Origin of the sequence: Nonomuraea coxensis DSM 45129 (assembly GCF_019397265.1) — a bacterium.
Lineage (GTDB): Bacteria > Actinomycetota > Actinomycetes > Streptosporangiales > Streptosporangiaceae > Nonomuraea > Nonomuraea coxensis.
Map to the genome: position 1 here is coordinate 6,585,348 of NZ_CP068985.1, position 23,748 is coordinate 6,609,095.

General features: G+C 73.7%; 22 protein-coding genes. 8 read left to right on the forward strand and 14 right to left on the reverse strand.

Going from position 1 to position 23,748, the window contains the following annotated elements:
• The first annotated feature begins 3 nt into the window (after positions 1-3).
• Both Nocox_RS30855 and Nocox_RS30860 read left to right on the forward strand, forming a co-directional pair.
• Positions 4-1,716, forward strand: coding sequence for an RNA polymerase sigma factor (locus Nocox_RS30855; protein WP_026215018.1), 1,713 nt, complete (start codon positions 4-6; stop codon positions 1,714-1,716).
• Between the two features lie 81 nt (positions 1,717-1,797).
• Complete coding sequence (locus tag Nocox_RS30860; RefSeq protein ID WP_033408455.1) at positions 1,798-3,426, forward strand: IS1182 family transposase; 1,629 nt, start codon at positions 1,798-1,800, stop codon at positions 3,424-3,426.
• 104 nt (positions 3,427-3,530) lie between these two features.
• Here the strand turns inward: Nocox_RS30860 and Nocox_RS30865 are convergent, their stop codons facing one another.
• A complete protein-coding gene (locus Nocox_RS30865) occupies positions 3,531-5,465 on the reverse strand; it encodes a Xaa-Pro dipeptidyl-peptidase (protein WP_020541910.1) in 1,935 nt (644 codons plus the stop codon).
• A gap of 178 nt (positions 5,466-5,643) precedes the next feature.
• Between Nocox_RS30865 and Nocox_RS30870 the strand changes: the two genes are divergently transcribed.
• Positions 5,644-6,303 carry a FadR/GntR family transcriptional regulator gene (locus Nocox_RS30870; protein WP_020541911.1) on the forward strand — a complete coding sequence of 220 codons (660 nt, stop codon included), beginning with the start codon at positions 5,644-5,646 and terminating at the stop codon, positions 6,301-6,303.
• A 46-nt stretch (positions 6,304-6,349) separates the two neighbouring features.
• Here the strand turns inward: Nocox_RS30870 and Nocox_RS30875 are convergent, their stop codons facing one another.
• Positions 6,350-7,174 carry a hypothetical protein gene (locus tag Nocox_RS30875; RefSeq protein WP_026214072.1) on the reverse strand — a complete coding sequence of 275 codons (825 nt, stop codon included), beginning with the start codon at positions 7,172-7,174 and terminating at the stop codon, positions 6,350-6,352.
• Between the two features lie 90 nt (positions 7,175-7,264).
• Between Nocox_RS30875 and Nocox_RS30880 the strand changes: the two genes are divergently transcribed.
• Positions 7,265-7,423, forward strand: coding sequence for a hypothetical protein (locus tag Nocox_RS30880; RefSeq protein ID WP_157382908.1), 159 nt, complete (start codon positions 7,265-7,267; stop codon positions 7,421-7,423).
• A gap of 19 nt (positions 7,424-7,442) precedes the next feature.
• Here the strand turns inward: Nocox_RS30880 and Nocox_RS30885 are convergent, their stop codons facing one another.
• Positions 7,443-8,093, reverse strand: a complete 651-nt coding sequence (locus Nocox_RS30885) for a class I SAM-dependent methyltransferase (protein ID WP_020541913.1) — start codon at positions 8,091-8,093, stop codon at positions 7,443-7,445.
• A gap of 101 nt (positions 8,094-8,194) precedes the next feature.
• Positions 8,195-8,755, reverse strand: coding sequence for a YybH family protein (locus Nocox_RS30890; protein ID WP_157382909.1), 561 nt, complete (start codon positions 8,753-8,755; stop codon positions 8,195-8,197).
• Positions 8,756-8,933: 178 nt separating this feature from the next.
• On the opposite strand from Nocox_RS30890, the gene Nocox_RS30895 reads away from it, so the two are divergent.
• Positions 8,934-9,083 (forward strand): hypothetical protein, encoded by a 150-nt coding sequence (locus Nocox_RS30895; protein WP_157382910.1) that lies wholly within the window; start codon positions 8,934-8,936, stop codon positions 9,081-9,083.
• A gap of 3 nt (positions 9,084-9,086) precedes the next feature.
• On the opposite strand, the gene nirD is transcribed toward Nocox_RS30895, so the two are convergent.
• Genes nirD through Nocox_RS30920 form a run of 5 tightly spaced genes read right to left on the reverse strand, consistent with a single transcriptional unit; the run spans position 9,087 to position 16,561 of the window.
• On the reverse strand, positions 9,087-9,413 hold the full coding sequence (gene nirD, locus Nocox_RS30900) for a nitrite reductase small subunit NirD (protein ID WP_020541915.1): 327 nt from the start codon (positions 9,411-9,413) through the stop codon (positions 9,087-9,089).
• The gene (gene nirB / locus Nocox_RS30905) at positions 9,410-11,839 is read right to left on the reverse strand and encodes a nitrite reductase large subunit NirB (RefSeq protein ID WP_020541916.1); all 2,430 of its coding nucleotides are present in this window, start codon (positions 11,837-11,839) and stop codon (positions 9,410-9,412) included. The genes nirD and nirB overlap by 4 nt, the downstream gene beginning before the upstream one ends.
• Complete coding sequence (locus Nocox_RS30910) at positions 11,836-13,230, reverse strand: FAD-dependent oxidoreductase (RefSeq protein WP_020541917.1); 1,395 nt, start codon at positions 13,228-13,230, stop codon at positions 11,836-11,838. The genes nirB and Nocox_RS30910 overlap by 4 nt, the downstream gene beginning before the upstream one ends.
• Positions 13,227-15,197, reverse strand: a complete 1,971-nt coding sequence (locus Nocox_RS30915) for a molybdopterin oxidoreductase family protein (RefSeq protein ID WP_084685448.1) — start codon at positions 15,195-15,197, stop codon at positions 13,227-13,229. Before Nocox_RS30915 ends, Nocox_RS30910 begins: the two co-directional genes overlap by 4 nt.
• A gap of 53 nt (positions 15,198-15,250) precedes the next feature.
• Positions 15,251-16,561 (reverse strand): MFS transporter, encoded by a 1,311-nt coding sequence (locus tag Nocox_RS30920; RefSeq protein WP_020541919.1) that lies wholly within the window; start codon positions 16,559-16,561, stop codon positions 15,251-15,253.
• Between the two features lie 201 nt (positions 16,562-16,762).
• Between Nocox_RS30920 and Nocox_RS30925 the strand changes: the two genes are divergently transcribed.
• Positions 16,763-17,053, forward strand: coding sequence for a hypothetical protein (locus tag Nocox_RS30925; protein WP_026214073.1), 291 nt, complete (start codon positions 16,763-16,765; stop codon positions 17,051-17,053).
• A gap of 72 nt (positions 17,054-17,125) precedes the next feature.
• Here Nocox_RS30925 and Nocox_RS30930 read toward each other — a convergent pair whose 3' ends face one another.
• The 4 genes from Nocox_RS30930 to Nocox_RS30945 all read right to left on the reverse strand — a co-directional run bounded on the left by Nocox_RS30930 (position 17,126) and on the right by Nocox_RS30945 (position 22,279).
• Positions 17,126-17,611: a GNAT family N-acetyltransferase gene (locus Nocox_RS30930; RefSeq protein ID WP_084685450.1), complete on the reverse strand. Its 486-nt coding sequence runs from the start codon at positions 17,609-17,611 to the stop codon at positions 17,126-17,128.
• 49 nt (positions 17,612-17,660) lie between these two features.
• On the reverse strand, positions 17,661-18,638 hold the full coding sequence (locus Nocox_RS30935; RefSeq protein ID WP_026214074.1) for an aldo/keto reductase: 978 nt from the start codon (positions 18,636-18,638) through the stop codon (positions 17,661-17,663).
• 116 nt (positions 18,639-18,754) lie between these two features.
• Positions 18,755-20,242: an aminotransferase-like domain-containing protein gene (locus Nocox_RS30940; RefSeq protein ID WP_020541923.1), complete on the reverse strand. Its 1,488-nt coding sequence runs from the start codon at positions 20,240-20,242 to the stop codon at positions 18,755-18,757.
• Positions 20,243-20,332: 90 nt separating this feature from the next.
• Entirely contained in the window at positions 20,333-22,279 is a 1,947-nt protein-coding gene (locus tag Nocox_RS30945) for a hypothetical protein (RefSeq protein ID WP_211212568.1), read from the reverse strand.
• A 138-nt stretch (positions 22,280-22,417) separates the two neighbouring features.
• Here Nocox_RS30945 and Nocox_RS30950 point away from each other — a divergent pair, with 138 nt between their 5' ends.
• Positions 22,418-22,585, forward strand: a complete 168-nt coding sequence (locus tag Nocox_RS30950; RefSeq protein WP_157382911.1) for a hypothetical protein — start codon at positions 22,418-22,420, stop codon at positions 22,583-22,585.
• Positions 22,586-22,652: 67 nt separating this feature from the next.
• A complete protein-coding gene (locus Nocox_RS30955) occupies positions 22,653-22,961 on the forward strand; it encodes a hypothetical protein (protein ID WP_020541926.1) in 309 nt (102 codons plus the stop codon).
• Positions 22,962-23,345: 384 nt separating this feature from the next.
• On the opposite strand, the gene Nocox_RS30960 is transcribed toward Nocox_RS30955, so the two are convergent.
• Complete coding sequence (locus Nocox_RS30960) at positions 23,346-23,732, reverse strand: DUF5997 family protein (protein WP_020541927.1); 387 nt, start codon at positions 23,730-23,732, stop codon at positions 23,346-23,348.
• Positions 23,733-23,748: the final 16 nt, after the last annotated feature.

The following is a 23,748-nucleotide window of genomic DNA, read 5'->3' on the forward strand; positions in this document are numbered from 1 at the left end:
CGGATGTGGCAGACGCTGTCCGACGACGCGCGGCAGGCCGTCCGCGACCTGTGCGACCAGCACGGGGCGCGCCTGTACGACTACTGCCGCACCGAGCTGGCCGCGGGCGACGCCGAACAGGCGGTCGCGGGCGCGCTGCTGACGGCTCACCTGTACGCCGGGCGCGTGAGCGACCCGGCCCTGACCCGGCCCTGGCTGTACGCGCTGGCCCGCGCGCACCGCGCCGTCGTGGCCAAACCGGCCAGCATCGGCTCCTGGTCCCGCCCCGGCCGCATGTCGGAGCTGCTGCCCGAGGCGCTGCTGTCGCTGGAGCGGCCGCAGCGCGAGCTGCTGGACCTGTCGGTACGGCACGGCCTGGCCGACATCGAGCTCGCCACGATCTTCGAGCTGGACGTGGCCGAGGTGCGCGCGATCGTGACCCGGGCCGCGGCCGGCCTTGAGGAGTGGTTCGCCGCGATCATCGCCGCGCGCGGCCCCGAAGGGTGCGAGGACCTGACCGCGCGGGTGTCGGCGTGGGTCGCCGCGCCCGGCCGCCGGGCCAGGGCGAGGCTCGGCCGCCACATCCAGTCCTGCGCGACCTGCCGGGCCGCGCCCAGGACCGTGTCGGCGGCGGCGCTGCTGCGCCGGCTGCCGATCGCCACCGTGCCCGGCACCCTCGCGAACCGGCTGGCGTCTGCGCAGCCTCTGCCCGGAGAGGGACCTCTCTGGCGGGCGGACGGCTTTCCCGTGCAGGCACGCACACTGGTGGAGACCGGCCCCGCGGAGACTGGCCGCTGGGCCTCCGCTCCACCGGTCGCCGACGCCACGCCGTCCGTCCCCGTCGCCGACCCCACGACGGCGACGCAGGGAAAGCCCTGGTCGGCGGCGGGCGCGGCCGCCGCCGACCAGGAGCTCCCGGCCGCTCCCGCGGTGCGCGGGCGGCATCCGTTCGCGCCGCAGAGCCGGACCAGGGCGTTCCGCGGGGGCGCGTACACCGACAAGCTCGTCTACAGCACCACGCTCAAGGGCGAGAGCAACGGCCACGCCAGGTCGCCCGACGCGATCATCCGCTACGGCGGCATCACGATGAGCGGCGAGCCGGGCGGCGCGGGCAAGCCGTGGCAGGAGTACTGGAAGGAGCCGCCCGACGACGACCCGGAGGCGGGCGCCCCGATCCGCGCGGTGTCCCGGCTGGCGCTGCTCATGGGCGTGGGCCTGCTCGCGGCCGGCCTGGTGTGGGCGCTGCTGAACGCCCGTGACCACCCGGCCGTCGTCACCAAGGCGGCGGCGCAGACGAACGTGCTGCTGGAGCGGCCCTCGAAGTGGGTGGCCAAGGTCACCGCGCCCACGCCCGAGCCGGTCCCCGCCGGGCGCTCCGGGCTGAGCAGCGTGCCGAGGACGGCGGAGCTGCCGAAGCCGGCGCCGCCGGTGGCGCGGCTGACGCCCTCGTCGATCTCGCTGGGCGCGGCCCGCGCCGGGTCGTTCGCGCTGGCGTGCACGGGCCGCTGCACGATCACCTCGGTCAGCGCCACGTCCGGCCTGTCGGTCTCGGGCCGGAACTTCCGGGTACGCGAGCGGGCCGCCGAGTGCGGCGAGCGGGACCGCGGCGGCCGGATCGTGGTCCGCTGGGCCGGCACGGCCACGGGCGACGGCGTACGCACCGGCGGCACGACGTCCGCGCGGGGCACGCTGACCCTCGACGTGAGCTGGACCGCCGGCCGGGGCCCCTGCGCGTAGGGGCCCCGGGGGCGGGTCTAGGAGCCTTCTGATGATGTTGCTGACTTCCGATCATGTAGGCCGAGGTTCAGGCTGGACAGCATGATGGGGCATCGTCCCGAGCGGCCGGTAGGGCCGGATGTGTGGAGCACCTGCCGGGAGTTGATCCCGGCAGGGAGCGTGTACGCCTTCCTGGCCGACCACCGCGATGAGCTGTTTCCCGAGGAGATGTTCGCCGACCTGTATGCCGCGACCGATGGCCGGCCGAGCATCCCGCCGCAGATGCTGGCGTGTGTGCTGGTGTTGCAGGCATTGCTGCATCACTCCGATCCTGAAGCCGCGCTGGCGGTGCGCTGTGATCTGCGCTGGAAGGCCGCCTGCGGGCTGGGACTGCAGGATCGGGGCTTCGATCCCTCCCTGCTGGTGTACTTCCGGCAGCGGCTGCGCAGGTCGGGCGACCCGAACCGGATCTTTGCCCGGGTCAGCCGCCTGGCCGCCGGCAGCGGGGCCCTGCGCGGCCGGACCCGGCGGGTGCTGGACTCGGCCGTGCTGGACGACGCGGTGGCCACCCAGGACACCATCACCCAGCTGATCGCGGCGATCCGGCGGGCGGGCAGGCAGGTGCCCGGCGCCGCCCAGGTGATCGCCGGACATTGTCATGCCACCGACTACACCGAGGCGGGCAAACCCGCCATCGCCTGGAACGACGCCACGGCACGGCAGGAACTGGTGTCCGGCCTGGTCACCGATGCGCTCACGGTGGTGGCCGCGTTCGAGACGGCCGCGCTGGCGGGCGAGCTGGACGAGACGGCCGGCCAGGCGCTGGCGCTGCTGGCGCTGGTGGCCGGGCAGGATGTCGAACCGGCCGAGGGCTCTGACGGCACCGATGGGCGCTGGCGGATCGCGCGCAAGGTCGCCACCGACCGGGTCATCTCCACCGTCGACGCCCAGGCCCGGCACGTGCACAAGACCGTGCACCACCGGCAGGACGGCTACAAGGCGCATGTCGTGATCGAGCCCGATACCGGACTGTTCACCGGCGTCCGGCTGACCATGGCCACCGGAGCCGGCAACCACGAGGCGGTGGTCGGTGTCGATCTACTGGCCGAGCCACCCGCCGAGCCACCCGCCGAGCCACCCGCCGACCCGCCGGCCGGCCCGGCGACGTTCGAGGTGCTGGGCGACACGGCGTATGGCACCGGAGACGCCCGCGCCGCGCTGGCCGCTGCCGGGCACTTCGTCATCTTCAAGCCCGCACCCCTGCGCCCGGCGGTGCCCGGCGGCTTCACCATCGACGACTTCCATGTCGATGAGGCTGCGGGCACGGTCACCTGCCCAGCTGATGTGACACGGCGCCTCACCGCGGCACGGTCGGTGACCTTCGGAGCCGCCTGCCGGTCCTGCCCGTTCCGGCAACGCTGCACGACCAGCAAGAACGGTCGTTCCTTACAGGTGCATCCACACGACGCCCTGTTACGACAGGCCCGTCATGCCTGGGCCACCGATCCCGGCCTGACCGCCACCTACCGGCAGCACCGCCCCATGGTCGAACGCTCCATCGCCTGGCTCATCGGCGCCGACGGCGGCGCCCGCAAGCTCCGCTACCGCGGCGTCCAGCGCAACAACCTCTGGCTCCACCTCCGGGCAGCCGCCCTGAACCTGCGTCGCCTGATCAACCTCGGACTCACTCCCACCCAGGGCACCTGGGCGCTCCAGCCGGCCACCGGCTGAAGCGCCCGCAGCGAGCAACAGCGGGCGCTGTTCCGTCGAAGATCTGACCGTTCAGCAGCCCTCTACCTGCCGACCATCACGCAAACAACATTTTCAGAAGGCTCCTAGAAGAAGGTGAACTCCGCCTCGGGCTGCGGCAGCTCCACCCGGTCCGGGCCGCGGAACCTGGCCTGGTCCTGCGGCAGGTCCGCGAGCGGCGTCCCGAGCACGAACGGCACGGCGACGGCGCTCCTCGACAGGTCGACGGTGACGGTGGCGCCGGTCCCGCGCTCCCCCGTGTAGGTGGAGTCGGTGCCGGCGATCACGAGGCCGATCCTGTGGCCCTTCTTGAAGGTGTAGTCCTGCGGCAGCGTCAGCCACTTGACGGTGCCGTACGTGCCGACCGGCAGCGGCTGGGCCTCGCTGAGCGAGTCACGGTTCTGGACGTCGATCCAGCCGCGGGCGACGATCTCCAGCGGGCGGGTGGCGACGTTCGTGACGACCTTCCGGTAGCAGCCGTCGTCGGCCGTGGTGCTCTCGCCCCAGCAGTCCTCCTCGGTGAGCGTGGTGATGCCCTGGCCGCGCCGCCAGTCGACGCGGGCCCGCTCGCCGAAGTCGACGAGCAGGGCGGTCAGGTTGGCGGTCGGCTTGTTCAGCTTGACCCGCAGGTCGGCGGTGGGCGTGCCGGACAGGCGCAGGTCCAGCGGGAGCGCGCCGGTGGTGAAGGCGACCCGGCCGGGGTGGGCGGTGCCGACGTCGGCCACCATGTCGTTCTCGCTCATGGCCACGTCGGTGAAGGTCGCGGTGCTGTTCCTGGCGGCCGGCCGGAGGCCGAGCGAGCCGTCGGCCGAGGGCCGCAGCGACGCCTTGATCGCGAACGGCGCGGGCCAGTCGCGCTGGGTGATCCACTGGGCGGGGCCGATCTCCACGTCGGCGCGGGGCTCCTGCGCGATGCCGTTGCGCACGCCGTGCAGGTAGTGGTCGAACCAGCGGTGCAGGGTGTCCACCCAGAGCCCGCGCCGGCCCTCGAAGTCGAACGGGTCCACGTGCTGGGTCTGGCCGACCCAGATCTTGCGCGGCACGCCCCGGTCGGCGAGTGCCTTCCACCAGGTGGAGAAGTTGTCCGGCCGGACGTTCAGGTCGTTGACCGTGTGCACGGCGAAGACGCTGGCCCGGACCTTGGAGGCGTCGCCGAGCAGGCCCTTGATGTAGTCGCGCTCGGCCCAGAAGGCGTTGTAGTCGCCGGTGTCGTCGCCGTCCTCGGCGTCCATCCGGTCGCGGACCGCCTGGCACTTGGCCTCGGGGTCGGTGTCGATGTAGTTGGCCAGCCAGGAGGCGTAGTCGTAGTTGTAGATCACGCCGTTCGAGCGCTGGTACTTGTACCAGGAGCTGATGGCCGAGATCGGCACGATCGTCTTCAGGCCGGGCACGCCGGTGGCGGCGACGGCGTTGGCCAGCGTGCCGTCGTACGACTTGCCGATCATCGCGGCGCTGCCGGTGGTCCAGTCGGCGACGGCCGGGCTGCCGTCGGCCCTGGTGGCCTTGGCGCGGCCGTTCAGCCAGTCGATGACGGCCTTGCCGCCCAGCACGTCGGCCTTGCCGCCGACGTCGGGGCAGCCGTCGGACCTGGTGGTGCCGAGCATGTCGACGTTGAGCACGGCGTAGCCGCGCGGGACGAAGTAGTTGTCGTAGAAGAGCGGGAACCTCACGACGTTGCCCGCCGCGTCGTAGACCTTGCGCTCGCCTTCGTTGCCGCGGCCGGAGTTGTCGTAGTAGGGGCTCTCGTCGATGATCACCGGCACCTTGAGGCCGGGGCCGGACTCCTTGGGGCGGATGATGTCCACGCGCACCTTGTCGAGCGCGCCGTCGGCGTCGCTGTCGACGGGGGACTCGACGTACACGTGCTCGCGTACGGCGTCGGTGTAGGAGAAGACCGGCTGGGTGCGGCCGTTCTCGACGGTGATGGCGGGGGTGGCGGCCCGCGCGGGGAGCGCCGTGACGGTCGTGGCCGCCAGGGTGGTGGCGGCGACGGCGACGAGGGCCGGGCGTAAGGATGACACGCATGACCTCCAGAGGAGCATCCGGGACAAATCGCAATCTCTCAGACAGTTGGGGAAACTGACAAGATTTGACCTCTGGATGGCCAGGTTCGGGCGCTCGGCGGCACTCCCCGCACGACCCTGCCGCGAGCGCAGAGCTTAGGGTGATAGTCCCCAGCCGAAGGAGAAGAGGGGGCACATGCGCAACGTCGCGCGGACCTCGCTCGTCGACGCCGCGATCGGCGAACTCCGCCGGGAGATCGCCGAAGGCACCTGGCCGGTCGGGACGAAGATCCCGTCCGAGAGCCGGCTCGCCGAGAGCCTCGGCATGAGCCGCCTGTCGGTGCGCGAGGCGGTGCGCGTCCTCGTCCACGCCGGGCTCCTGCACACGCGGCAGGGCGACGGCACCTATGTCACCGCGACCGACGAGTCCAGGGTCGCGCTGCGCCGCCGCCTCGACACGGCCGCCGCCATGGACATCATCGACGTGCGCCGCGGCCTCGACCTCGTGGCCGCGCGCCTGGCCGCCGGCCGGCGCACCGGCGAGGACGTGACCGCGCTGCGCGAGATCCTCGCCCGCAGGGCCGACGCCGCCCGGGCCGGCGACCTCGACGGCTTCGCCGACGCCGACGTCGAGTTTCACGTGCGGGTGGCCGACGCCGCCCACAACGCGCTCCTCGCCGACCTCTACCGCGGCATGAGCGACGCGCTGCGCGACAGCGTACGCGACCAGGAGGAGGCGGCGCTGACGCCGGACACCTCCCACGAGGAGCTGCTGGGCGCGATCGAGGACGGCGACCCGGGGCGCGCGGTCGCCGTCTCGATCGCCATCCTCGACCAGCAGGTACGCGACCTCTGACCGCCCTCTCCCCGGGCCGAGGCAGGCAGGGCCCAGCAGCCGGGGCTCAGCCGGAGATGACGATGGTCTCGGCGGACGGGTCGCGCGGCAGCGGGGGCTCCTCGTCCTCCGCCGCCCGCCGCCTGGCCAGCCACCACCCCGCGCCCACGAGCGCCGCTCCCCCGGCCGCGGCGAGCGGCAGCGTCCACGCCGGCACCCCGGCGCCCTCCGCCACCCGCACCGGAGACGGCGGCGGGACCGCCGCGGCCGGCGCGGAGTCCGCGACCGTACCGGGCGCGGCCGTGCCGGGCGCCGCGACCGTACCAGGCGCGGCCGTGCCGGGCGCCGCGACCGTACCAGGCGCGGCCGTGCCAGGCGCGGCCGTACCTGGCGCCGCGGCCGTGCCCGGCGTGGGCCGCGCGGCCGACGCCGGCTCCCCCGGCAGGTCGGGGAAGCCCGGAGGCCGCACCGCGCCCCAGTAGTCGGCCCCCTGCGCCACGAAGGCGTCGATCGACTCCTTCCGCGCCGGCTCGGCCTTCAGCCCGCCGGGCACGGACACCGTCCCGGCCGCGTACGGCGCGAAGATCCCCTGCAGCCCCTCGACCTTCCAGTCGCCCGCCGGCAGCACCACGGAGGCGGCGTAGTGCCCGGCCTCGGGCAGCGGCGTGCCGGGGAAGGTCAGGCTCTCGCCGCCGGCCCGGGTGAAGCGCAGGCCCACCGGCGTCAACTCGCCCTCGTACGGATGGGTGCCGTGCTGCAGCACCCAGAAGCCCAGCGTGTAGGACGTCCCCGCCGCGAACCGGCCGGGCGCGGGGTCCAGGGACGTCTCCGCCCACCCCCCGCTCGTGCCGCCGAGCCATCCGGCGACCAGCAGAGCCAGAATCCATCTCATGCGCCGGATACACCGCGGGCCGGGCGGAGGTTCCCAGGGAATCGACATTTCCCGATGGCAGGCGCGTCATTCCCGGCCGCGACGCGCACAATGAAGAGGCAGGGCGAGAATTCGGCGAGGAGCGAGGAGATCAGGCTGACCGCGCAGCAGGCCGACATGTGGTCGCGGGGCGCGTTCGCCGTCTATCTGGCGCTGGTCGACGCCGGCCGGATCAGCCCGCGCATCCCGGGCGACGGCGCCCGCCAGTAGCCGCGCGCTCCGCCCCGGATCAGGGGTTTCGCGCGCGCCCCAGGATGTGGGTCAGCGTCGGCGACGACGGCAGCGGCTTGAAGGGGAAGCGCTCGCACTCCTCGACGACGAGCCCGCTGTCGCGCAGGGCGCGGGCGGTGTCGCGGTTGGGGTGGCAGTCGCCGGTGAACCGCCGCCACAGCGGCGTGACGGCGTGCTGGAGCAGGCTCACCGCGGGGCGGGAGGAGCGTACGTGCTCGAAGAAGCGCACCTCGCCGCCGGGCCTGAGCACGCGGCGCACCTCGGCCAGGGCGGCCCGCTGGTCCGGCACCGAGCACAGCACCAGCGACAGGACCACCGCGTCGCAGTCGCCGTCGGCGACGGGCAGCGCCCCGGCGTGGCCGGCCACCACCCGCACGGGCGCCTTCGCGGCTCCCGACGCCCGCTCGGCGAACTCCCGCAGCACGTCGTCCGGCTCGACCGCGACGACCTCGCGCACCTCGGCCGGGTAGTGCGCGAAGTTGAGCCCGTTGCCCGCGCCGACCTCGACGACCCGCCCCGACAGGCCGGCCAGCAGGCGCCCGCGCAGCTCGCCGGTGGCCCGGGACTCCGCCTCGGCGCTCAGCCTGGCGTACGCGCGGGCGAAGCGCGGATGCTGGAACCGCGACAGGTCCTGCGAGAGATCACCCATGGCCCCCACCGTAGGTCAGGACAGGGCGAGGCGCGCGAGGGCGCCGGACGCCGCCTCGGCCCGTGCGGGTGGCCTCCCGTGATCCCGGGAGGCCCGTCCGGTCAGGACGCCTTGTTGGTCATAAGGTCTGTGATCTTCCACTGGCCGCCCTTGTCGGCCAGCAGGAACAGCTCGCGGTAGGCGTTGTCGCCCTGCTTGCTGCGCGCGCGGACCACCGCGTACTGCGGGCCGAGGTCGCGCGAGTCCTCGATGGTGTGCGTGGCCTTGGCCATGTCCTTGTTCTTGAGCTGGTCCTGGAAGAGGGAGCGGATCGCGTTCCCGCCGGTCGCCGTGGCCTTGCCGGCCAGGGCGACCACCGCGTCGTCGGAGAAGGCGCCGACGACCTGGTCCACGTTGCCCGACTTGACCGCGTCGAAGAAGCCCTGGACGACCGAGCGCGCCTGCGCGGCCCCGGCGGTGCCGGTGGGCGAGGCCGTGCCGGTGCCCATGGGCGACTCCATGCCGGTGCCGGTCTGCTCCGGCGACGTCATGTCGGTGGGCGAGGCCGGGCTCGCCGCGCCCTTCATGGCCTGTGTGTCGGTGCCCGCGGCGCAGCCCGCCACCAGCAGGGCGGGAAGGACGGCGGCCAGCAGGAGTGCCCTGCGGTGAGAAATCTTGCTCATGGCCGCTTTGATGCCCCCGCAGTCGATCAACGAATGCGCGGTTTAGGCACTTTCGACGGGTTCTTTACCTGGTCCGGTATTACTCGACTGAATGACCCGATCCGCTGAGACCGTTCAGAGCCATGATCGTTGCCGCGGCGAGACCAGCGGAGCGGGAGCCCCCGATACCGTCCCTCCAGTGCCGCGAACCCAGGCGAATCCGGACCCCCTCCCCCAGCGCGAGGACGCCGAGCGCTGCGACAGCTCGGAGGCGGGACGCCGCTGCGTCCTGCCCGCGGGCCACCGCAGCCCGCACGTCTACCCGCCCGCCGAGGAGCCCCGGCGCTGACGGCTACGCCCGCACCTCCACCGCGGCGCCCGCCAGCCGCACCCCGTAAACCGGCACGCGCACGCCCCGCTCGTCCAGGCAGTCTCCCGTCGCCAGCGAGAACACCTGCTTGTGCAGTGGCGAGGCCACGGTCGGCTCCCCCTTCCTGGTGCCGACGATGCCGCGCGAGAGCACGTACGCCCCGCTGAACGGATCCAGGTTGTCCAGCGCGTGCAGGCCGCCGTCCCAGGTGCGGAACAGCGCGACCTGCCGGCCCGCCACCAGCACGCACACGCCGCGCTCCGGCAGCAGGTCGTCGTAGGCGCACACCGGCGTCCACGCGGCGCTCATCGGGCCATCACCGGCTTGATCTGGCCGCGCTCGCGCTCGAACACGATCGACGGGTCGGGGACGCCGGGCGCGTTGACGAAGCTGACGAAGCGCCGCAGCTTGTCCGGGTCGTCCAGGGTGGCCGACCACTCGTCGGCGTACGTGGCGACGTGGTGCGCCATCTGCGCGTCGAGGTCGGCGCAGATGCCCAGCGAGTCTTCCATGATCACCTCACGCAGGTGGGCGAGGCCGCCCTCCAGCGACTCCACCCACGCGGCGGTGCGCTGCAGACGGTCGGCCGTGCGGACGTAGTACATGAGGAACCGGTCGATGGTCCTGACGAGCTCCTCGGTGGACAGGCCGGCGGCCAGCAGGTCGGCGTGGCGCGGCCGGAAGCCGCCGTTGCCCCCGACGTACAGGTTCCAGCCGTCCTCGGTCGCGATGACGCCGAAGTCCTTCGAGCGGGCCTCGGCGCACTCGCGCGCGCAGCCGGAGACCGCGGACTTCAGCTTGTGCGGCGCGCGCAGGCCCCGGTAGCGCAGCTCCAGCTCGATCGCCAGCCCCACCGAGTCCTGCACGCCGTAACGGCACCAGGTGGAGCCGACGCACGACTTCACCGTGCGCAGCGCCTTGCCGTAGGCGTGGCCGGACTCGAACCCGGCGTCCACGAGCCGCCGCCAGATGAGCGGAAGCTGCTCGACGCGGGCGCCGAACAGGTCGATGCGCTGGCCGCCGGTGATCTTCGTGTAGAGGCCGAAGTCGCGGGCCACCTCGCCGATCACGATCAGCTTCTCGGGCGTGATCTCGCCGCCGGGGATGCGCGGCACGACCGAGTAGGTGCCGTTCTTCTGGATGTTGGCGAGGAAGGCGTCGTTGGTGTCCTGGAGCGCGGCCCGCTCGCCCTCCAGCACGTGCCCGTTGTGCAGCGAGGCCAGGATGGAGGCCACGGCCGGCTTGCAGACGTCGCAGCCCCGCCCCTGCCCGTGCTCGGCGATGAGCCGCGAGAACGTGGTGATCTTCCGGACCCGTACGATGTCGAACAGCTCGGCCCGCGAGTGCCCGAAGTGCTCGCACAGCGCCTTGCCGACCTCGACGCCCGACCTCTCCAGCAGCTGCTTCAGCAGCGGCACGCACGAGCCGCACGTGGTGCCCGCGCGGGTGCACGCCTTCAGCCCCGTCACGTCGGTGACGCCCCGGTCCGCGACGGCGGCGCGGACGTCGCCCGCGCACACGTTGTTGCAGGAGCAGACCAGCGCCTCGTCGGGCAGGTCCAGGCTCGCCCCCGCGCCGCTGAAGAGCAGGTCGGACGGCGGGGCGGGCAGCTCCTTGCCCACGTAGGGCCGCAGCGAGGCGTACGGCGAGGCGTCGCCCACGCAGATGCCGCCGAGCAGCGTCCGCGCGTCGTCGCTGACGAACAGCTTCTTGTAGACGCCGGCCACCGGGTCCATGTAGGTGACGTCCAGCGCCCCCGTCATGGCCCCGAACTGGGCGACCTCGACCCCGAGCAGCTTCAGCTTGGTGGACAGGTCCGCGCCCGTGAACGCCGCGGAACCACCCGTGATCCGGTCGGCGGCGACCTCCGCCATCGTGGCACACGGCCCGGCCAGGCCGTAGATCATGCCGCCGGCCAGCGCGCACTCGCCGATCGCGTAGATCGACGGGTCGGAGGTGCGCATCCCCTCGTCGACCACGACGCCGCCCCGCTCGCCCACCTCCAGCCCCGCGGCGCGGGCCAGCTCGTCGCGCGGCCTGATGCCCGCCGAGAACACCACGACCTGCGCCTCCAGCAGCGTCCCGTCCGGCGTGCGCAGCCCGGCGACGCGGCCCGCGCCGTCGAGGACGACCTCCCGCACGCCCGAGCCCGCGTGCACGCCGAGCCCCAGGCCCTCGATGTGCCGCCGGAGCACCGCGCCGCCGCCCTCGTCCACCTGCCGCGGCATCAGCCAGGGGCTCATCTCCACGATGTGCGCCTTCAGCCCGAGCGCCCGCAGCGCGTCGGCCGCCTCCAGGCCGAGCAGGCCGCCGCCGACCACGACGCCCTCGGCCGCGTCCTTGGCGGCGGTCCTGATGGCGTCCAGGTCCTCGATCGTGCGGTAGACGTGGGCGTGCTCCGCGCCGGGCACCGGCGGCACGAACGGCGCCGAGCCGGTGGCCAGCACCAGCACGTCGTACGGCACCGCGTCGCCGCCCGCGGTGAACACCCGCCGCGCCTCCCGGTCGACGCCGGTGACGCGGGTGCCCAGCCGGGTGACGGTGCCCTCGGGCACGTCGTAGGCGAGGTCGTCGGCGGTGGTGCCGGACAGGTACGAGGTCAGCCGCACCCGGTCGTAGGCCGGCAGCGGCTCCTCCCCGATCACGGTGACGCGCCCGCCGAAGCCCTTGTCCCTGAGGCTTTCGACGAGCCGGTGGGCGGCCGGTCCGTACCCGACCACGACGAGCTCCTTCATACCGGGCTCCCTTCCTGTTCGCACAGCCAGCCGACGATGCCTTCCACGGCGTCGCGGCAGGTTCCGCATCCGGTGGTGGCGCGGGTGGCGGCGGCCACCCCGGCGAGGTCACGCGCCCCCGCCTCCCAGCACGCCCTGATCTGGCCCTTGGTCACGTCGTTGCACCGGCAGACCGTGGCCGCGTCCGGCATGAGCGTCGGGCTGTCGGCCACGGGCGCCGCCGACAGCCCGGGGAACAGCAGCCCCGCCCGGTCGCCCGGCACCGGCCCGCCGCGGTCGAAGAGCTGGGTGAGCGTGCCGACGGCGTCGCTCTCGCCCAGCAGGATCGCGCCGACCAGGCGGCCGTCACGGATGACGAGCTTGCGGTAGGTGCCGCGGGCGCGGTGGCTGAACCTGACCACCTCGGCGTGCTCCTCGGTGAGGTGGGTCTCGCCCATGGCGGCCAGTTCGACGCTGCGCGCCTTCAGCCGGGTCACCAGGCGGGAGCCGCGGTAGAGCGCCTTGCCGCCGGTGATGACGTCGGCGGCGACGGCGGCCTGCTCCCAGGCGGGGGCGACCAGGCCGTAGACGGTGCCGTCGTGCTCGGCGCACTCCCCGATCGCGAAGATCGACGGGTCGTCGGTCCGCAGCTCGTCGTCCACGACGACGCCTCTCCGCACCTCCAGCCCGGCCTCGGCGGCGAGGCCCGTGACCGGGCGGACGCCGCAGGCCAGCACCACGAGCCCGCCCTCGACCAGCTCGCCGCCGGCCAGCCGGACCCCGTCCTCCAGCACCTCCTCGGCGGAGACGCCGGTGCGGATCTCCACGCCGAGCCCGGCCAGCGTCTCGCCCAGCACCTCGCCGGCCTCGACGTCGAGCTGACGCTCCATGAGGTGCCCGGCGAGGTGCAGCAGCGTCACCGGCAGGCCGCGCCCGGCCAGGCCGCGGGCCGCCTCGACGCCGAGCAGCCCGCCGCCGACGACCACGGCCCGGCCGGCCCGCCCAGCGGCGTCGAGGATGCGCGCGCAGTCGTCCAGGGTGCGGAACGGCACGGCCCGGTCGACGCCGGGGATCGGCGGCACGACGGCGTCGCTGCCGGTGGCCAGCACCAGCAGGTCGTACGGCTCCCGCCGGCCGCTCGCGGTGACGACGTGCCTGGTCTCCCTGTCGAGGTGGGCGACGGCGTCGCCGAAGACCGCCTCGACGTCGTGGGCGGCGTACCAGGAGGCGTCGAGCAGCCGCACCTGGTCGGGGCGGGAGCCGCCGGCCAGCACGTCGGACAGCAGCACCCGGTTGTAGGGCCGGCACGACTCCGCGCCGAACACGGTGATCCTGACGTGGGGGTCGCGGGCGCGCACCTCGCTGACGAGCCGCGACCCGGCCATCCCGTTGCCCACGACGACGAGCCTCATGAGTCCCTCTCCACCCTGACCGCGCAGACCTTGAACTCCGGCATCCTCGACGTCGGGTCGAGCGCCGGGTTGGTGAGCCGGTTGGCGCCCTCCCAGTGGAAGGGCATGAACACGGTGTCGCGCCTGACGGCGTCGCTGATCCGGGCGACGGCCTTCGCCTCGCCCCTCCTGCTGGTGAGCCGCACCATGTCCCCGGCGGCGATCTCCAGCCGCTCGGCGAGGTCGGGGTGCAGCTCGACGAACGGCTCGGGCGCGGCCCGCACGAGCGGCGCGATCCTGCGCGTCTGCGCGCCGCTCTGGTAGTGGGCCAGCACCCGGCCGGTGGTCAGGTGGACCGGGTAGTCCTCGTCCGGCTCCTCGGCCGCCGGCCGGTGCCGGACGGGCACGAACCTGGCCAGGCCGTCCGGATGCGCGAAGCGGTCGAGGAAGGGGCGCGGGGTGCCCGGGTGCCCCGGCTCAGGGCAGGGCCAGAAGACGCCCTTCTCCTCGGCGATGCGCTCGTAGGTGATGCCGGAGTAGTCGGCGGGCCCGCCCCGGCCGGCCCTGCGCAGCTCGTCGAACACCTCGGCCGGCTCGGTGGCGAACCGGTGTCCCAGCCGCGCGGCGAGGCCCGCCATGACCTCCAGGTCGCTCCGCACGCCGTCCGGCGGGGCGACGGCCGGCCTGCGCAGCAGCACCCGCCCTTCGAGGTTGGTCATGGTGCCGCCCTCCTCGGCCCACTGCGTCACCGGGAACACCACGTCGGCCTGGGCGGCGGTCTCCGACAGGACGAAGTCGCAGACGACGAGCAGGTCCAGGGCGGCGATCCGGGCGGCGACGTGCTCGGCGGCCGGGGCCGAGACCAGCGGGTTGGAGCCGAACACCAGCAGCGCCCTCGGCCCGCCCGGGGTGCCGAGCGCGTCCAGCAGCTCGTACGCCGACCGCCCCGGCCCCGGCAGCGACTCGGGCGGCACGCCCCACACCCCGGCCACGTGCGCCCGCGCCGCCGGGTCGTCGATCCTGCGGTAGCCGGGGAGCTGGTCGGCCTTCTGGCCGTGCTCCCTGCCGCCCTGGCCGTTGCCCTGCCCGGTCACGCAGCCGTAGCCGGAGCCGACGCGGCCCGGCAAGCCGAGCGCGAGGGCGAGGTTGACGAAGGCGGTGACCGTGTCGGTGCCCTTGGCCTGCTGCTCGGCGCCGCGGCCGGTCAGCACGTACGCGTTCGCCGCGGCGGCGAGGGCGCGCACCGCCTGCCGCATCCGGTGGACGGGCACGCCGGTGATCCGCTCCACCCGCTCGGGCCACCACTCCGCCAGCGAGGTGCGCACGCCGGCGAAGCCGGTGGTGCGGGCGGCCACGTACTCCTCGTCCACCAGGCCCTCGGCGACGACGAGGTGCAGCAGGCCGAGGGCGAGCGCCAGGTCGGTGCCGGGGGCGGGCTGCAGGTGCAGCCAGGCGAGCCTGGCGGTCCTGGTGCGGCGCGGGTCGACGACGATCAGCCGCGGCCGTTCCAGGTGGCGGACGAGCGGCGGCATGGTCTCGGCCACGTTGGCGCCGGCCAGCAGGACGACGTCGGCCGCGGCCAGGTCGGTGAGCGGGAACGGCATCCCCCGGTCCATGCCGAACGCCCGGATCGAGGCGGCGGCGGCCGAGGACATGCAGAAGCGGCCGTTGTAGTCGATCTGGCTGGTGCCGAGCGCCACCCGGGCGAACTTGCCCAGCGTGTACGCCTTCTCGTTGGTCAGGCCGCCCCCGCCGAACACGGCCACGGCGTCGGGGCCGTGCTCGGCGCGGAGCGCGGACAGCCGGCCGGCGACGTGGTCGAGCGCCACGTCCCACTCCACCGGCTCCCCGTGCAGGAGGGGCGTGGTCAGCCGCTCGCCGCTGGTGAGCAGCTCGCCCGCCGTCCAGCCCTTCTGGCAGAGCGCGCCCGAGGCGTTGGCGGGGATGTCGGTCCTGGGCCCGACCACCAAGCCTGGGCCGATCTCCATGCCGCACTGCAGGGCGCAGTACGGGCAGTGCGTCTTCACCGGCTCGCCCACGGTCAGACCCTCGCGTGGGCGAGGCTGGCCACGACCCGGACGCCGACCCTGCGCGTGTAGCACCACCAGGTGAGCGCGAAGCAGGTGGCGTAGAAGAGGCCGAAGGCGAGGAAGGCCGGGGCGGGCGAGCCGGAGGCGGCGAACGACATCCCGAACGCGCGGTTGATGAGGAACCCGCCGAGCGCGCCGACCGCCGAGATGACGCCGATCGCGGCCGACGCCTGCCGCTTGCCGTACAGCAGGGCCTCCTCCCCCTCGCCGCGCTCGGCCACGGCCTTGGCCTGGAAGATCGCCGGGATCATCCGGTACGTGGAGCCGTTGCCGATGCCCGAGGTGAGGAACAGGAGCTGGAAGGCCAGGAAGAACGGCCAGAAGCCGCCGCCCTCGCCGGCCGCCCAGACCAGCAGGACGCCGCCGCCCATCGCGGCGAAGTTCCACAGGGTGACCGGCGCGCCGCCCAGCCGGTCGGCCAGCCAGCCGCCGAACGGCCGGACGAGCGAGCCGACGAGGGGCCCGGCGAAGGCGACGGCCGCGTACGGGGAGTCGGGGAACAGGCTCTTGCTGAGCAGCGGGAAGGCGGTGGAGTAGCCGATGAACGAGCCGAACGTGCCGATGTACAGGAACGACATGATCCACGTCTGGGCCTTGCCTGCCACCGCGACCTGCTCGCGCGGGTTCGCCCTGGCGGTGGTCAGGTTGTCCATGAAGAACCAGGCGCAGGCGGCGGCCACCACGATGAACGGGATCCAGAACCAGCCGGCCGCGGCCAGCCCGAACGCGCCGATCACCAGCGGCATGACGAGCTGCACCGAGCTCACGCCGACGTTGCCGCCCGCGGCGTTGAGCCCGAGCGCCACCCCCTGCTTGGCGCGGGGATAGAAGTAGGTGATGTTGGCCATGCTGGAGGCGAAGTTCCCGCCGCCGAACCCGGCGAGGGCCGCGATCACCAGGAACAGCCAGTAGGGCGTGCCCGGGTCGTTCACCGCCACCGCGAGCAGCACGGCGGGGATCAGCAGCAGCACCGCGCTGACCACGGTGAAGTTGCGCCCGCCGAACCTGGCGGGGCCGAAGGTGTACGGCAGGCGCAGCGCCGAGCCGATCAGGTTGGGCAGCGCGACCAGCCAGAACAGCTGGTCGGTGGTGAACTCGTAGGAGCCCATCCTGGTCGCGACGATGCTCCACAGGGTCCACACGGTGAAGCCGAGGTGCTCGGCGAGGATCGAGAAGACCAGGTTGCGCCGTGCGACGCGCTTTCCTGAGCTCTCCCAGAAAGCTGGGTCATCGGGGTGCCAGTCGGCGATCCAGCGCGCCATCGACCTCTCCTACGCTCGGCGTCGGGAGCTCCACCGTAGGAATCGGTCGTTACGCACGCTGACGTTCCGTGGCTGTGCGCTCGTTACGGGTGATTCACCGCGGTAACAAGCCACGCACAAGCGTCACGCCGGAAACATGCGCGTAATGCCCGGTTACCGCCGCCTTCCTGGGGTAACGACACTCTCAGCAAGGGGGGAATCATGATCAAAACACTTCACAAGATGGGCATCAAGTCCAACCACATGTACTTGGCGGGGATCGGCTCGGTCGGCCTGGCCCTCGCCACCTGGTTCACGTCCAAGAACAAGGAGGGAGCAGGGCTCGATCGCGCGGACCGATGGGGGATCTTCATCGGCGAGTGGGCGCCCACGTTCTTCGCCATGGGGGTCGCGCTGCGCATCGAGGAGACGCACCGCGAGCTGGAGGAATCCGAGATGGAGAGCTTCGGCCAGGCCCAGGGCGTGCGCAGCCGGTCGCACGCGGGCGTTTAACCGGTCCGTCACGCGGGTCACGCGGGTCACGTCACCGTGCGTGACCCGCGTGGCCTCCGGCGCGGGCGCCCCTCAGGCGGGGTCGAGGGCGCGGCCCGCCAGCCGCCGCAGCGGCTCGTCCGTGAGCCGGTACTTGTGCCAGTCGTCCTGGCGCTCGGCGCCGAGGTTCTCGTAGAAGCCGATGCTCGGCTCGTTCCAGTCGAGCACCGCCCACTCCATGCGCTGGTAGCCGCGCTCGGCGCAGATCCTGCCCAGCTCCCCCATGAGCGCCGATCCGAGACCGCTGCCCCGGTGGCTCGGACGCACGTAGAGGTCCTCCATGTAGACGCCGTGCACGCCCCGCCAGGTCGAGAAGGTCAGGAACCACAGGACGAAACCGGCGACCTCGCCGTCGATCTCGGCGATGTGGGCGAAGACGGCGGGCCGCTCGCCGAACAGCGCGGCGCGCAGGCTCTCCTCGGTGGCGCGCACCTCGTGGGCGGCCTTCTCGTACTCGGCCAGTTCGCGGATCAGGTCGAGGATGACGGGCACGTCGTCGGGGGTAGCGGGACGAATCATGCCCACCAGGGTACGGCCAGGTCAGACCTGCCCCGCTCCCCCCGTCCCGCTACCAGCGGTCGTGGACCTGCGGGCGGATCAGCTCGTCGTAGACCTCATCGACCGCCTCCAGCGTCGCGGCCGGCAGCGGGGCGAGCCCGGCGGCGGCCGCGTTGGCGGCGGCCTGGGCCGGGTTGCGGGCGCCGGGGATGACGACCGAGACCCCCTCCTGGTCGAGGATCCAGCGCAGCGCGAACTGCGCCGTCGTCGCCCCCTCCGGCACCAGGGGAGCCAGCCGCCGCACCGCCTCCAGGCCGGTCGCGAAGTCGACGCCCGAGAACGTCTCGCCCACGTCGAACGCCTCGCCGTGCCGGTTGAAGGTGCGGTGGTCGTCGGGCGCGAACGTGGTGTGCTCGTCGTAGCGGCCCGACAGCAGGCCGCTGGCCAGCGGGACGCGGGCGATGATGCCGACCCCGGCCTCGCGGGCCGCTGGCAGCACCCGCTCCAGCGGCTTCAGGCGGAAGGCGTTGAGGATGATCTGCACGCTCGCCACGTTCGGGCGGGCGATGGCGGTCAGCGCCTCCTCACAGGTCTCCACGCTGACGCCGTACGCGGCGATCTTCTCCTCCGCGACCAGCGTGTCGAGGGCGTCGAAGACCGCGTCCGTGGAGTAGACGGGCGTCGGCGGGCAGTGGAGCTGCACCAGGTCGATCGTGTCCACGCCGAGGTTCTGGCGGGAACGCTCGTTCCAGGCCCGGAAGTTGGACATCACGTAGTTGGCGGGGATCTGCTCCATCCGCCGGCCCATCTTCGTGGCGACGGTCAGGCCGGGACGGCCCTTGGCGAAGCGGCCCACGAGCTGCTCGCTGCGGCCGTCGCCGTACACGTCGGCGGTGTCGATGAAGGTGACGCCCGCGTCGGCGGCGGCGGACAGCGTGGCGAGGGCCTCGTCCTCGGAGACCTCGCCCCAGTCGGCGCCGAGCTGCCAGGCGCCGAGGCCGATGACGCCGACCTCGCGGCCGGTGCGTCCCAATATGCGGTGTTCCATCAGGGTGGCTCGCTTCCTTTGCGTACTGCCTCGTATTCCACCACGTGGGGTGGTACGGGGCCGAGTCGAGCCGGGGCGCGCCTCCTTTCCGCGGCCCGGCCGGCCGGCCGCGCGGGTCAGGCGACCGTCCGGCCGCCGCCGGGCTCCGGCCAGGCGGCGGTGCCGAGCGTGCGGGTCAGGATCCGCAGGACCCGGCGGAGCGTGACGCCGTCCAGATGCCCGTAGTGCAGGACGAGGCCGTTGCCGAGCGCGTGCATGCCGCCGGGCCGCTGGTAGTAGGCGCCGAGCCCGGCCACCGCGATCCGCCGCTCGCGCAGCGTCTCCAGCACGGCGGCGGCCTCCATCCGGTCAGGCAGCAGGAGGGTCACCGCGGCCCCGGTGTCCGCGCCGAGCGGGCGGATCCCCGGGTACGCCGCCAGCGCCTGCCGGACAAGCGTCCGCTTGGCCGCGTACTGGGCGGCCAAGCGGGCCGCGCGGCGCGCCACGGTCCCCGAGGCCAGCAGGTCGGCCAGCGCGAGCTGGCAGGTGTGCGACGGCTGCGCGGGCGCGGCGCGCTCCGCCGTCCGGCGCGGGGCGACCACGAACGCCGTCCGCAGCGACGGCGTCAGCACGTCACGGAACGTCCCCACCATCGCCCCCGCCTCGCCGGCCCCGGCCGCGAGCACACTCGGCAACACCCCGGCCCGCCCGCCGCCCGCACCCTCAGGCAGGCCGCCGGGCACATCGCGGGGGAGGCCGCCGGGGAGACCGCCCGGCAGGCCGCCGGGGAGGCCGTCGAGGAGGCCGTCGAAGGCGGGCTCGATCACCAGGCCGCCGCCGCGCCGGGCCCACGCCGCGAGCGCCCGCCGCCGCTCGAGCGGCATCCGCGTCCCCAGAGGGTCGCCGCGTTCCGGCAGGACCGCGACCACGTCACACCCCCGGGGAATCAGGTCGGGCCGCGCGCCCGCCCCGTCCGAGGGCAGCGGGAGCACCGTGCCGAGGCGCGCGTACGCGGCCCTCAGCGACGGCGGAGCCGGGTCCTCCAGCGCGATCACCGGCCGCCGCGCGCCGCAGTGCCCGCGCAGCAGCACCTCCAGCGCCTCACCGTAGCCCGCCGCGACCACGATCTCATGCCGGTCGAGCACCAGGCCGCGGGCCTCCCGCAGGTACGCCGCGATCGCCGTCCGCAGCTCCGGCAGCCCCGCCGGCGGCACCCCGCCGGCCGGCGGCGCCTGCCGGCCCGCCCGCCCCCACGCCTCCCGCCACGCGGCCAGGGGGAACCCCTGCTCACTCGGCCGCCCGCGCCGCAGGTCGACGAGCTCGCCCGGCGCGGGCCGACGGCCGTGGGGCGGGGCCGGCTCGGGACCGCCGCTGACGTACGTGCCGGACCCGTGCCGCCCCTCGACGCACCCCTCGGCCAGCAACTTCTCGAACGCCGCCAGCACCACGCCCCGCGAGACCCCGAGGGCGGCGGCCAGCGTACGGGTGGACGGCATCCGGGTGTGCGGAGCGAGCCGGCCGGTCCTGATGGCCTCGCCGAGCTGCGCCGCGAGCTGGGCCTGCAGCGGCTCGCGCAGATCGCGGTCGAGACGGAGCGGCACGGTGAGTCGTTGCGCGGTGCGCATATGGACGTTCTCCCTGGAAACGATCGAAACGGATCCTCACCCTGCGGGCGTGCCATCCCGTTCCATCGCCGGGCCGTCGCCCAGTCGCCGTCACCGGGGCCGATAGCAGCAGCGAAGTCCCGTCTGCACCGACGCGCGCAGTTCCTCCCCGATCACCGGATCCACCGCCGCGATCCGCGACAGCGCCCGCCGGATCGCCTTCCCCACCGCGATCCTGGCCCGTTCCTCGCCGCCCGCGAACGGCCGCGCCCGCCCGCCGATCCCGGTGGCCGCCGCCAGCTCCGCCACCAGCCATTCGCGCTCCAGGCGCAGCGCCGACGCCCGTTCCAGGTCGTTCATCTCCTCCAGCTCGTCGATCTCGGCCTGGAGCTGCGTCAGCCGCTCGCGGTAGGAGTGCCGGGCGACGTCGTCCAGCACGGGCTGGGCCGAGGAGCCCTCACCCTCCTGCGACCAGGTGCCCGCCGCCAGGTCGGCGGCCAGGATCTCCCGCCCGGGATGGGCGACGAGCGCCGCCAGGTGGGCCATCCCGACGCTGTGGTCCGCCACCGCGACCCGCCCGCCCAGCTCGATCCGCCAGTGCCGCCCGTCGCGGTGGAACCGGCACGTCCGCCGCGCCTCGCCGCCCCGGCCGTCGACGCCGCCCGCAACGCTGCCGACCACGCCGGGCAGCGTCATCCCCAGGTCCCTGGCCTCCCGCGCCGCCGCGGCCAGCTCGGCGCGCGCCTCCCCGTCCCGAGGCCCGTCGCGCAACGCCAGCGCCTGCCCCAGCCGGCACCGCGACAACGCCGCCGCCGGCCAGTGCCCCAGCGCCAGGTTCGCCTGCACGGCGGCGCGCAGATGCCGTACGGCCAGGTCCAGGTCCCCCATGGTCAGCGCGGCCATGCCCAGCGCGTGCTCCACCGACCCGAAGCACACGACCCCGAGACTGCCGATCACCGGCAGCCCGGCGTACGGGCCGAGCAGCGCGTACGCCCGCGCCGCCGTGCCCGCGTCCTGCAGCAGGTGCGCCGTCTCGGCCACGAAGTACATCGAGACCAGCCAGGAGCTCGACCGGGGCAGGTCGGCGAGGTCGCGCCCCCGTACCCGGGCCAGGTGCCCGGCCGCCAGCCGATGATCCCCCGCGACCGCCGCGACCAGCGCCAGGCCCGCCAGGTAGGAGTTGTCGACCGGGCTGAGCGTCGGCGAACTGGCCAGGTCGCGCACCCCCGGCAGGAGCTCGGCGGCACGCCCCTGGAACCAGCGGATGGCGCCGAGCTGGCCGCCGAGCCAGCCGGTGGCGTCCATGTCGCCGGCCTTGACGCCCCGCTCGAAGCACTCACCGGCCAGCTTCTCCGCCTCGTCGAACCGGCCCGCGCGGATGGCGAGCATGACCTCGACGGCGTTGACGACGTACCCGACCGCGAGGTAGGCGTGCTCGCGCAGCAGCCGGCGCAGCTCCTCCAGGCAGCGCTCGGCGTGCGGGTCGGCCGCCATGAACAGGTCGACGGTCCGCCACATCAGGCCCATCAGCAGGTCGCCCCGGCGCTCGGTGACCCCCGCCAGGCCGATCAGCTCGGCGGCCAGCTCGCGCCTGAGCGCCGCGTGCTCGGGACCGAGCAGGCAGTGGTGGGCCAGGCTGAGCGCCTCCGCGACGGCGAGCGGGTCCCCCGAGTCCCGCGCCTCGCGGAGCAGCCGCAGGGTCCCGGCATGCGTGCCGTTCCGGTAGTCGTCCTCGCCCTGGAGCCTGATCCGCAGCCGCAGCGCGGGCGGCGAGGACGGGTCGAGCAGGGACAGCGCCCGTAACTGCCGGGTACGCACCCGCTCCGACTCCGCCGACGTCCGGTGCTCCCGCACCCACCGCCCGCCGAGCCCCAGCGCCGCCAGCGCCAGCGCGATCGGGTCCCCGGACTGCTCGGCCTGACGGTAGGCGGCGTCGAACCAGCGCCGCGCGGTCTGCAGATCTCCGTTCACGTGCAGCGCCCGCTCGCCCAGAACGAGCGCCAGCCTGGCATCGAGACCCGGGGCCGGCAGCACCTCCGGCCGTTGTGCTACGCCCACACTCCGCTCCTGTCGGTCCTCTGGGCTGAGCCTGCGAACGGCCCCCCGAATACCGTTCGAGGGTTTGGACGTCGAAGATTCCCCCGCGGTTCAATCGAGTCGAAACTGTCGGTGCCGCACGGAAGAATGCGGAGCACCATGATTCCTTTCAACGCCATGCTCTCCCCGGGTGGCGACATCGTCGTCTTCTACGTGGGCTCCGAGCCCCGCATGACCCCCGACCAGGCTCTCGCGTTCGCCGACCAGCTCCGCGCCCTCGCCGGCGCCGGCGAGCAGCCGGCCCCCGCCCTGGCCGCCGCCGTCTGACCCTCCCGGCCCTCCTCCGGCCCCGTCCGTCATCATGACTCATGTCTGACTCGAGGAGCCCGCCCACATGGACATGTCGGGACCGTCGGTCTTCATGGCCGTGGCCGGATGCGCCCTGGCCGCACTCGGCGTCCACACACTGGTCACCGGGCGGCTCTCCTACGGGTCGAAACGCCGGCGCGCGCGGCTCCGGCCACGCCCGCGCGGCCTGGGCCAGCTCCTCATGGGGCTCGGCCTCGCCCTCCTGCCACTGTCCAGCGCCCTGGCGAGCCCGTCGTCCGCGCTGTACCACGTGGTGTTCTTCGCATCGGCCGGCTGCCTGGTGGCCGGGATCTGCTCCCTCTGCGCCGCGATGGCCCCCCACCGCCGGCCCTGAGGAAAGCAGCGGCAGAACGCCCACAGAGGCGGCGGCAGAACGCCCACACACCCTCCGGCAGAACGCCCACACAGCCACCTCTACCTGCGGTAATCTGCGAGACCGTGACGTACAGTCGTCGTGCTGAACGGCGCCTGGCAGGCCGGCAAGAGCACGCTGGCGGCACTGATCGCCGACCACGTCGCCGACGCGCGTCAGCTATCGGCCCCCTGCTGGAGAACTTCGTCCCCAGCGAGGTGACCGGCTCGGCGCGCGGTTTCGCGCGGGGTTCGTGCTCCATGCCGGGGAGCAGGCGCCGGCGTTCGGCGAGAAGCTGCGGGCCCTACCCATCTCAGCCCTGTGGACGCTCGGGAACGCTTAAGGAGGACCGGCGCGGGTGGGCGCTCAGCCCTCCTGCGCCCGCTGCTGCTTGAGGCGGAGCGCCTCCTTGCGGGCCTCGGCCTGGACGGACCGCTCGTGCTCCAGCCACGCCGGGTTCTCCGCCTTGATCTCGTCGATCTCGGCGGTGGTGAGCGGCTCGGTGATGCCGCTTCTGGCCAGCCCGGAGATGGAGACCCCGAGCTTGGCGGCCACGACCTGCTTGGGGTGCGGGCCGTTGCGGCGCAGGTCGGCGAGCCAGGCGGGCGGCTTCGCCTGCAGGGCGTTCAGCTCGTCCCTGGAGACCGGCCCGGCCCGGAACTCGGCGGGAGTGGCCGAGAGGAGGACCCCCAGCTTCTTCGCCGCGGTCTCGGGCTTCATCGTCTGGACGGTCTTCGGTTTGGGCGACGGCATGACGCCAAGCGTAGCC

What these genes read in the sequence shown, in the direction of transcription:
- Nocox_RS30855 (WP_026215018.1), top strand. Translation starts at nt 4, where the DNA reads ATGTGGCAGACGCTGTCCGACGACGCGCGGCAGGCCGTCCGCGACCTG.
- Nocox_RS30860 (WP_033408455.1), top strand. Translation starts at nt 1,798, where the DNA reads ATGATGGGGCATCGTCCCGAGCGGCCGGTAGGGCCGGATGTGTGGAGC.
- Nocox_RS30870 (WP_020541911.1), top strand. Translation starts at nt 5,644, where the DNA reads ATGCGCAACGTCGCGCGGACCTCGCTCGTCGACGCCGCGATCGGCGAA.
- Nocox_RS30875 (WP_026214072.1), bottom strand. Translation starts at nt 7,174, where the DNA reads ATGAGATGGATTCTGGCTCTGCTGGTCGCCGGATGGCTCGGCGGCACG.
- Nocox_RS30880 (WP_157382908.1), top strand. Translation starts at nt 7,265, where the DNA reads ATGAAGAGGCAGGGCGAGAATTCGGCGAGGAGCGAGGAGATCAGGCTG.
- Nocox_RS30885 (WP_020541913.1), bottom strand. Translation starts at nt 8,093, where the DNA reads ATGGGTGATCTCTCGCAGGACCTGTCGCGGTTCCAGCATCCGCGCTTC.
- Nocox_RS30890 (WP_157382909.1), bottom strand. Translation starts at nt 8,755, where the DNA reads ATGAGCAAGATTTCTCACCGCAGGGCACTCCTGCTGGCCGCCGTCCTT.
- nirD (WP_020541915.1), bottom strand. Translation starts at nt 9,413, where the DNA reads ATGAGCGCCGCGTGGACGCCGGTGTGCGCCTACGACGACCTGCTGCCG.
- nirB (WP_020541916.1), bottom strand. Translation starts at nt 11,839, where the DNA reads ATGAAGGAGCTCGTCGTGGTCGGGTACGGACCGGCCGCCCACCGGCTC.
- Nocox_RS30910 (WP_020541917.1), bottom strand. Translation starts at nt 13,230, where the DNA reads ATGAGGCTCGTCGTCGTGGGCAACGGGATGGCCGGGTCGCGGCTCGTC.
- Nocox_RS30915 (WP_084685448.1), bottom strand. Translation starts at nt 15,197, where the DNA reads ATGGAGATCGGCCCAGGCTTGGTGGTCGGGCCCAGGACCGACATCCCC.
- Nocox_RS30920 (WP_020541919.1), bottom strand. Translation starts at nt 16,561, where the DNA reads ATGGCGCGCTGGATCGCCGACTGGCACCCCGATGACCCAGCTTTCTGG.
- Nocox_RS30925 (WP_026214073.1), top strand. Translation starts at nt 16,763, where the DNA reads ATGATCAAAACACTTCACAAGATGGGCATCAAGTCCAACCACATGTAC.
- Nocox_RS30930 (WP_084685450.1), bottom strand. Translation starts at nt 17,611, where the DNA reads ATGATTCGTCCCGCTACCCCCGACGACGTGCCCGTCATCCTCGACCTG.
- Nocox_RS30935 (WP_026214074.1), bottom strand. Translation starts at nt 18,638, where the DNA reads ATGGAACACCGCATATTGGGACGCACCGGCCGCGAGGTCGGCGTCATC.
- Nocox_RS30940 (WP_020541923.1), bottom strand. Translation starts at nt 20,242, where the DNA reads ATGCGCACCGCGCAACGACTCACCGTGCCGCTCCGTCTCGACCGCGAT.
- Nocox_RS30950 (WP_157382911.1), top strand. Translation starts at nt 22,418, where the DNA reads ATGATTCCTTTCAACGCCATGCTCTCCCCGGGTGGCGACATCGTCGTC.
- Nocox_RS30955 (WP_020541926.1), top strand. Translation starts at nt 22,653, where the DNA reads ATGGACATGTCGGGACCGTCGGTCTTCATGGCCGTGGCCGGATGCGCC.
- Nocox_RS30960 (WP_020541927.1), bottom strand. Translation starts at nt 23,732, where the DNA reads ATGCCGTCGCCCAAACCGAAGACCGTCCAGACGATGAAGCCCGAGACC.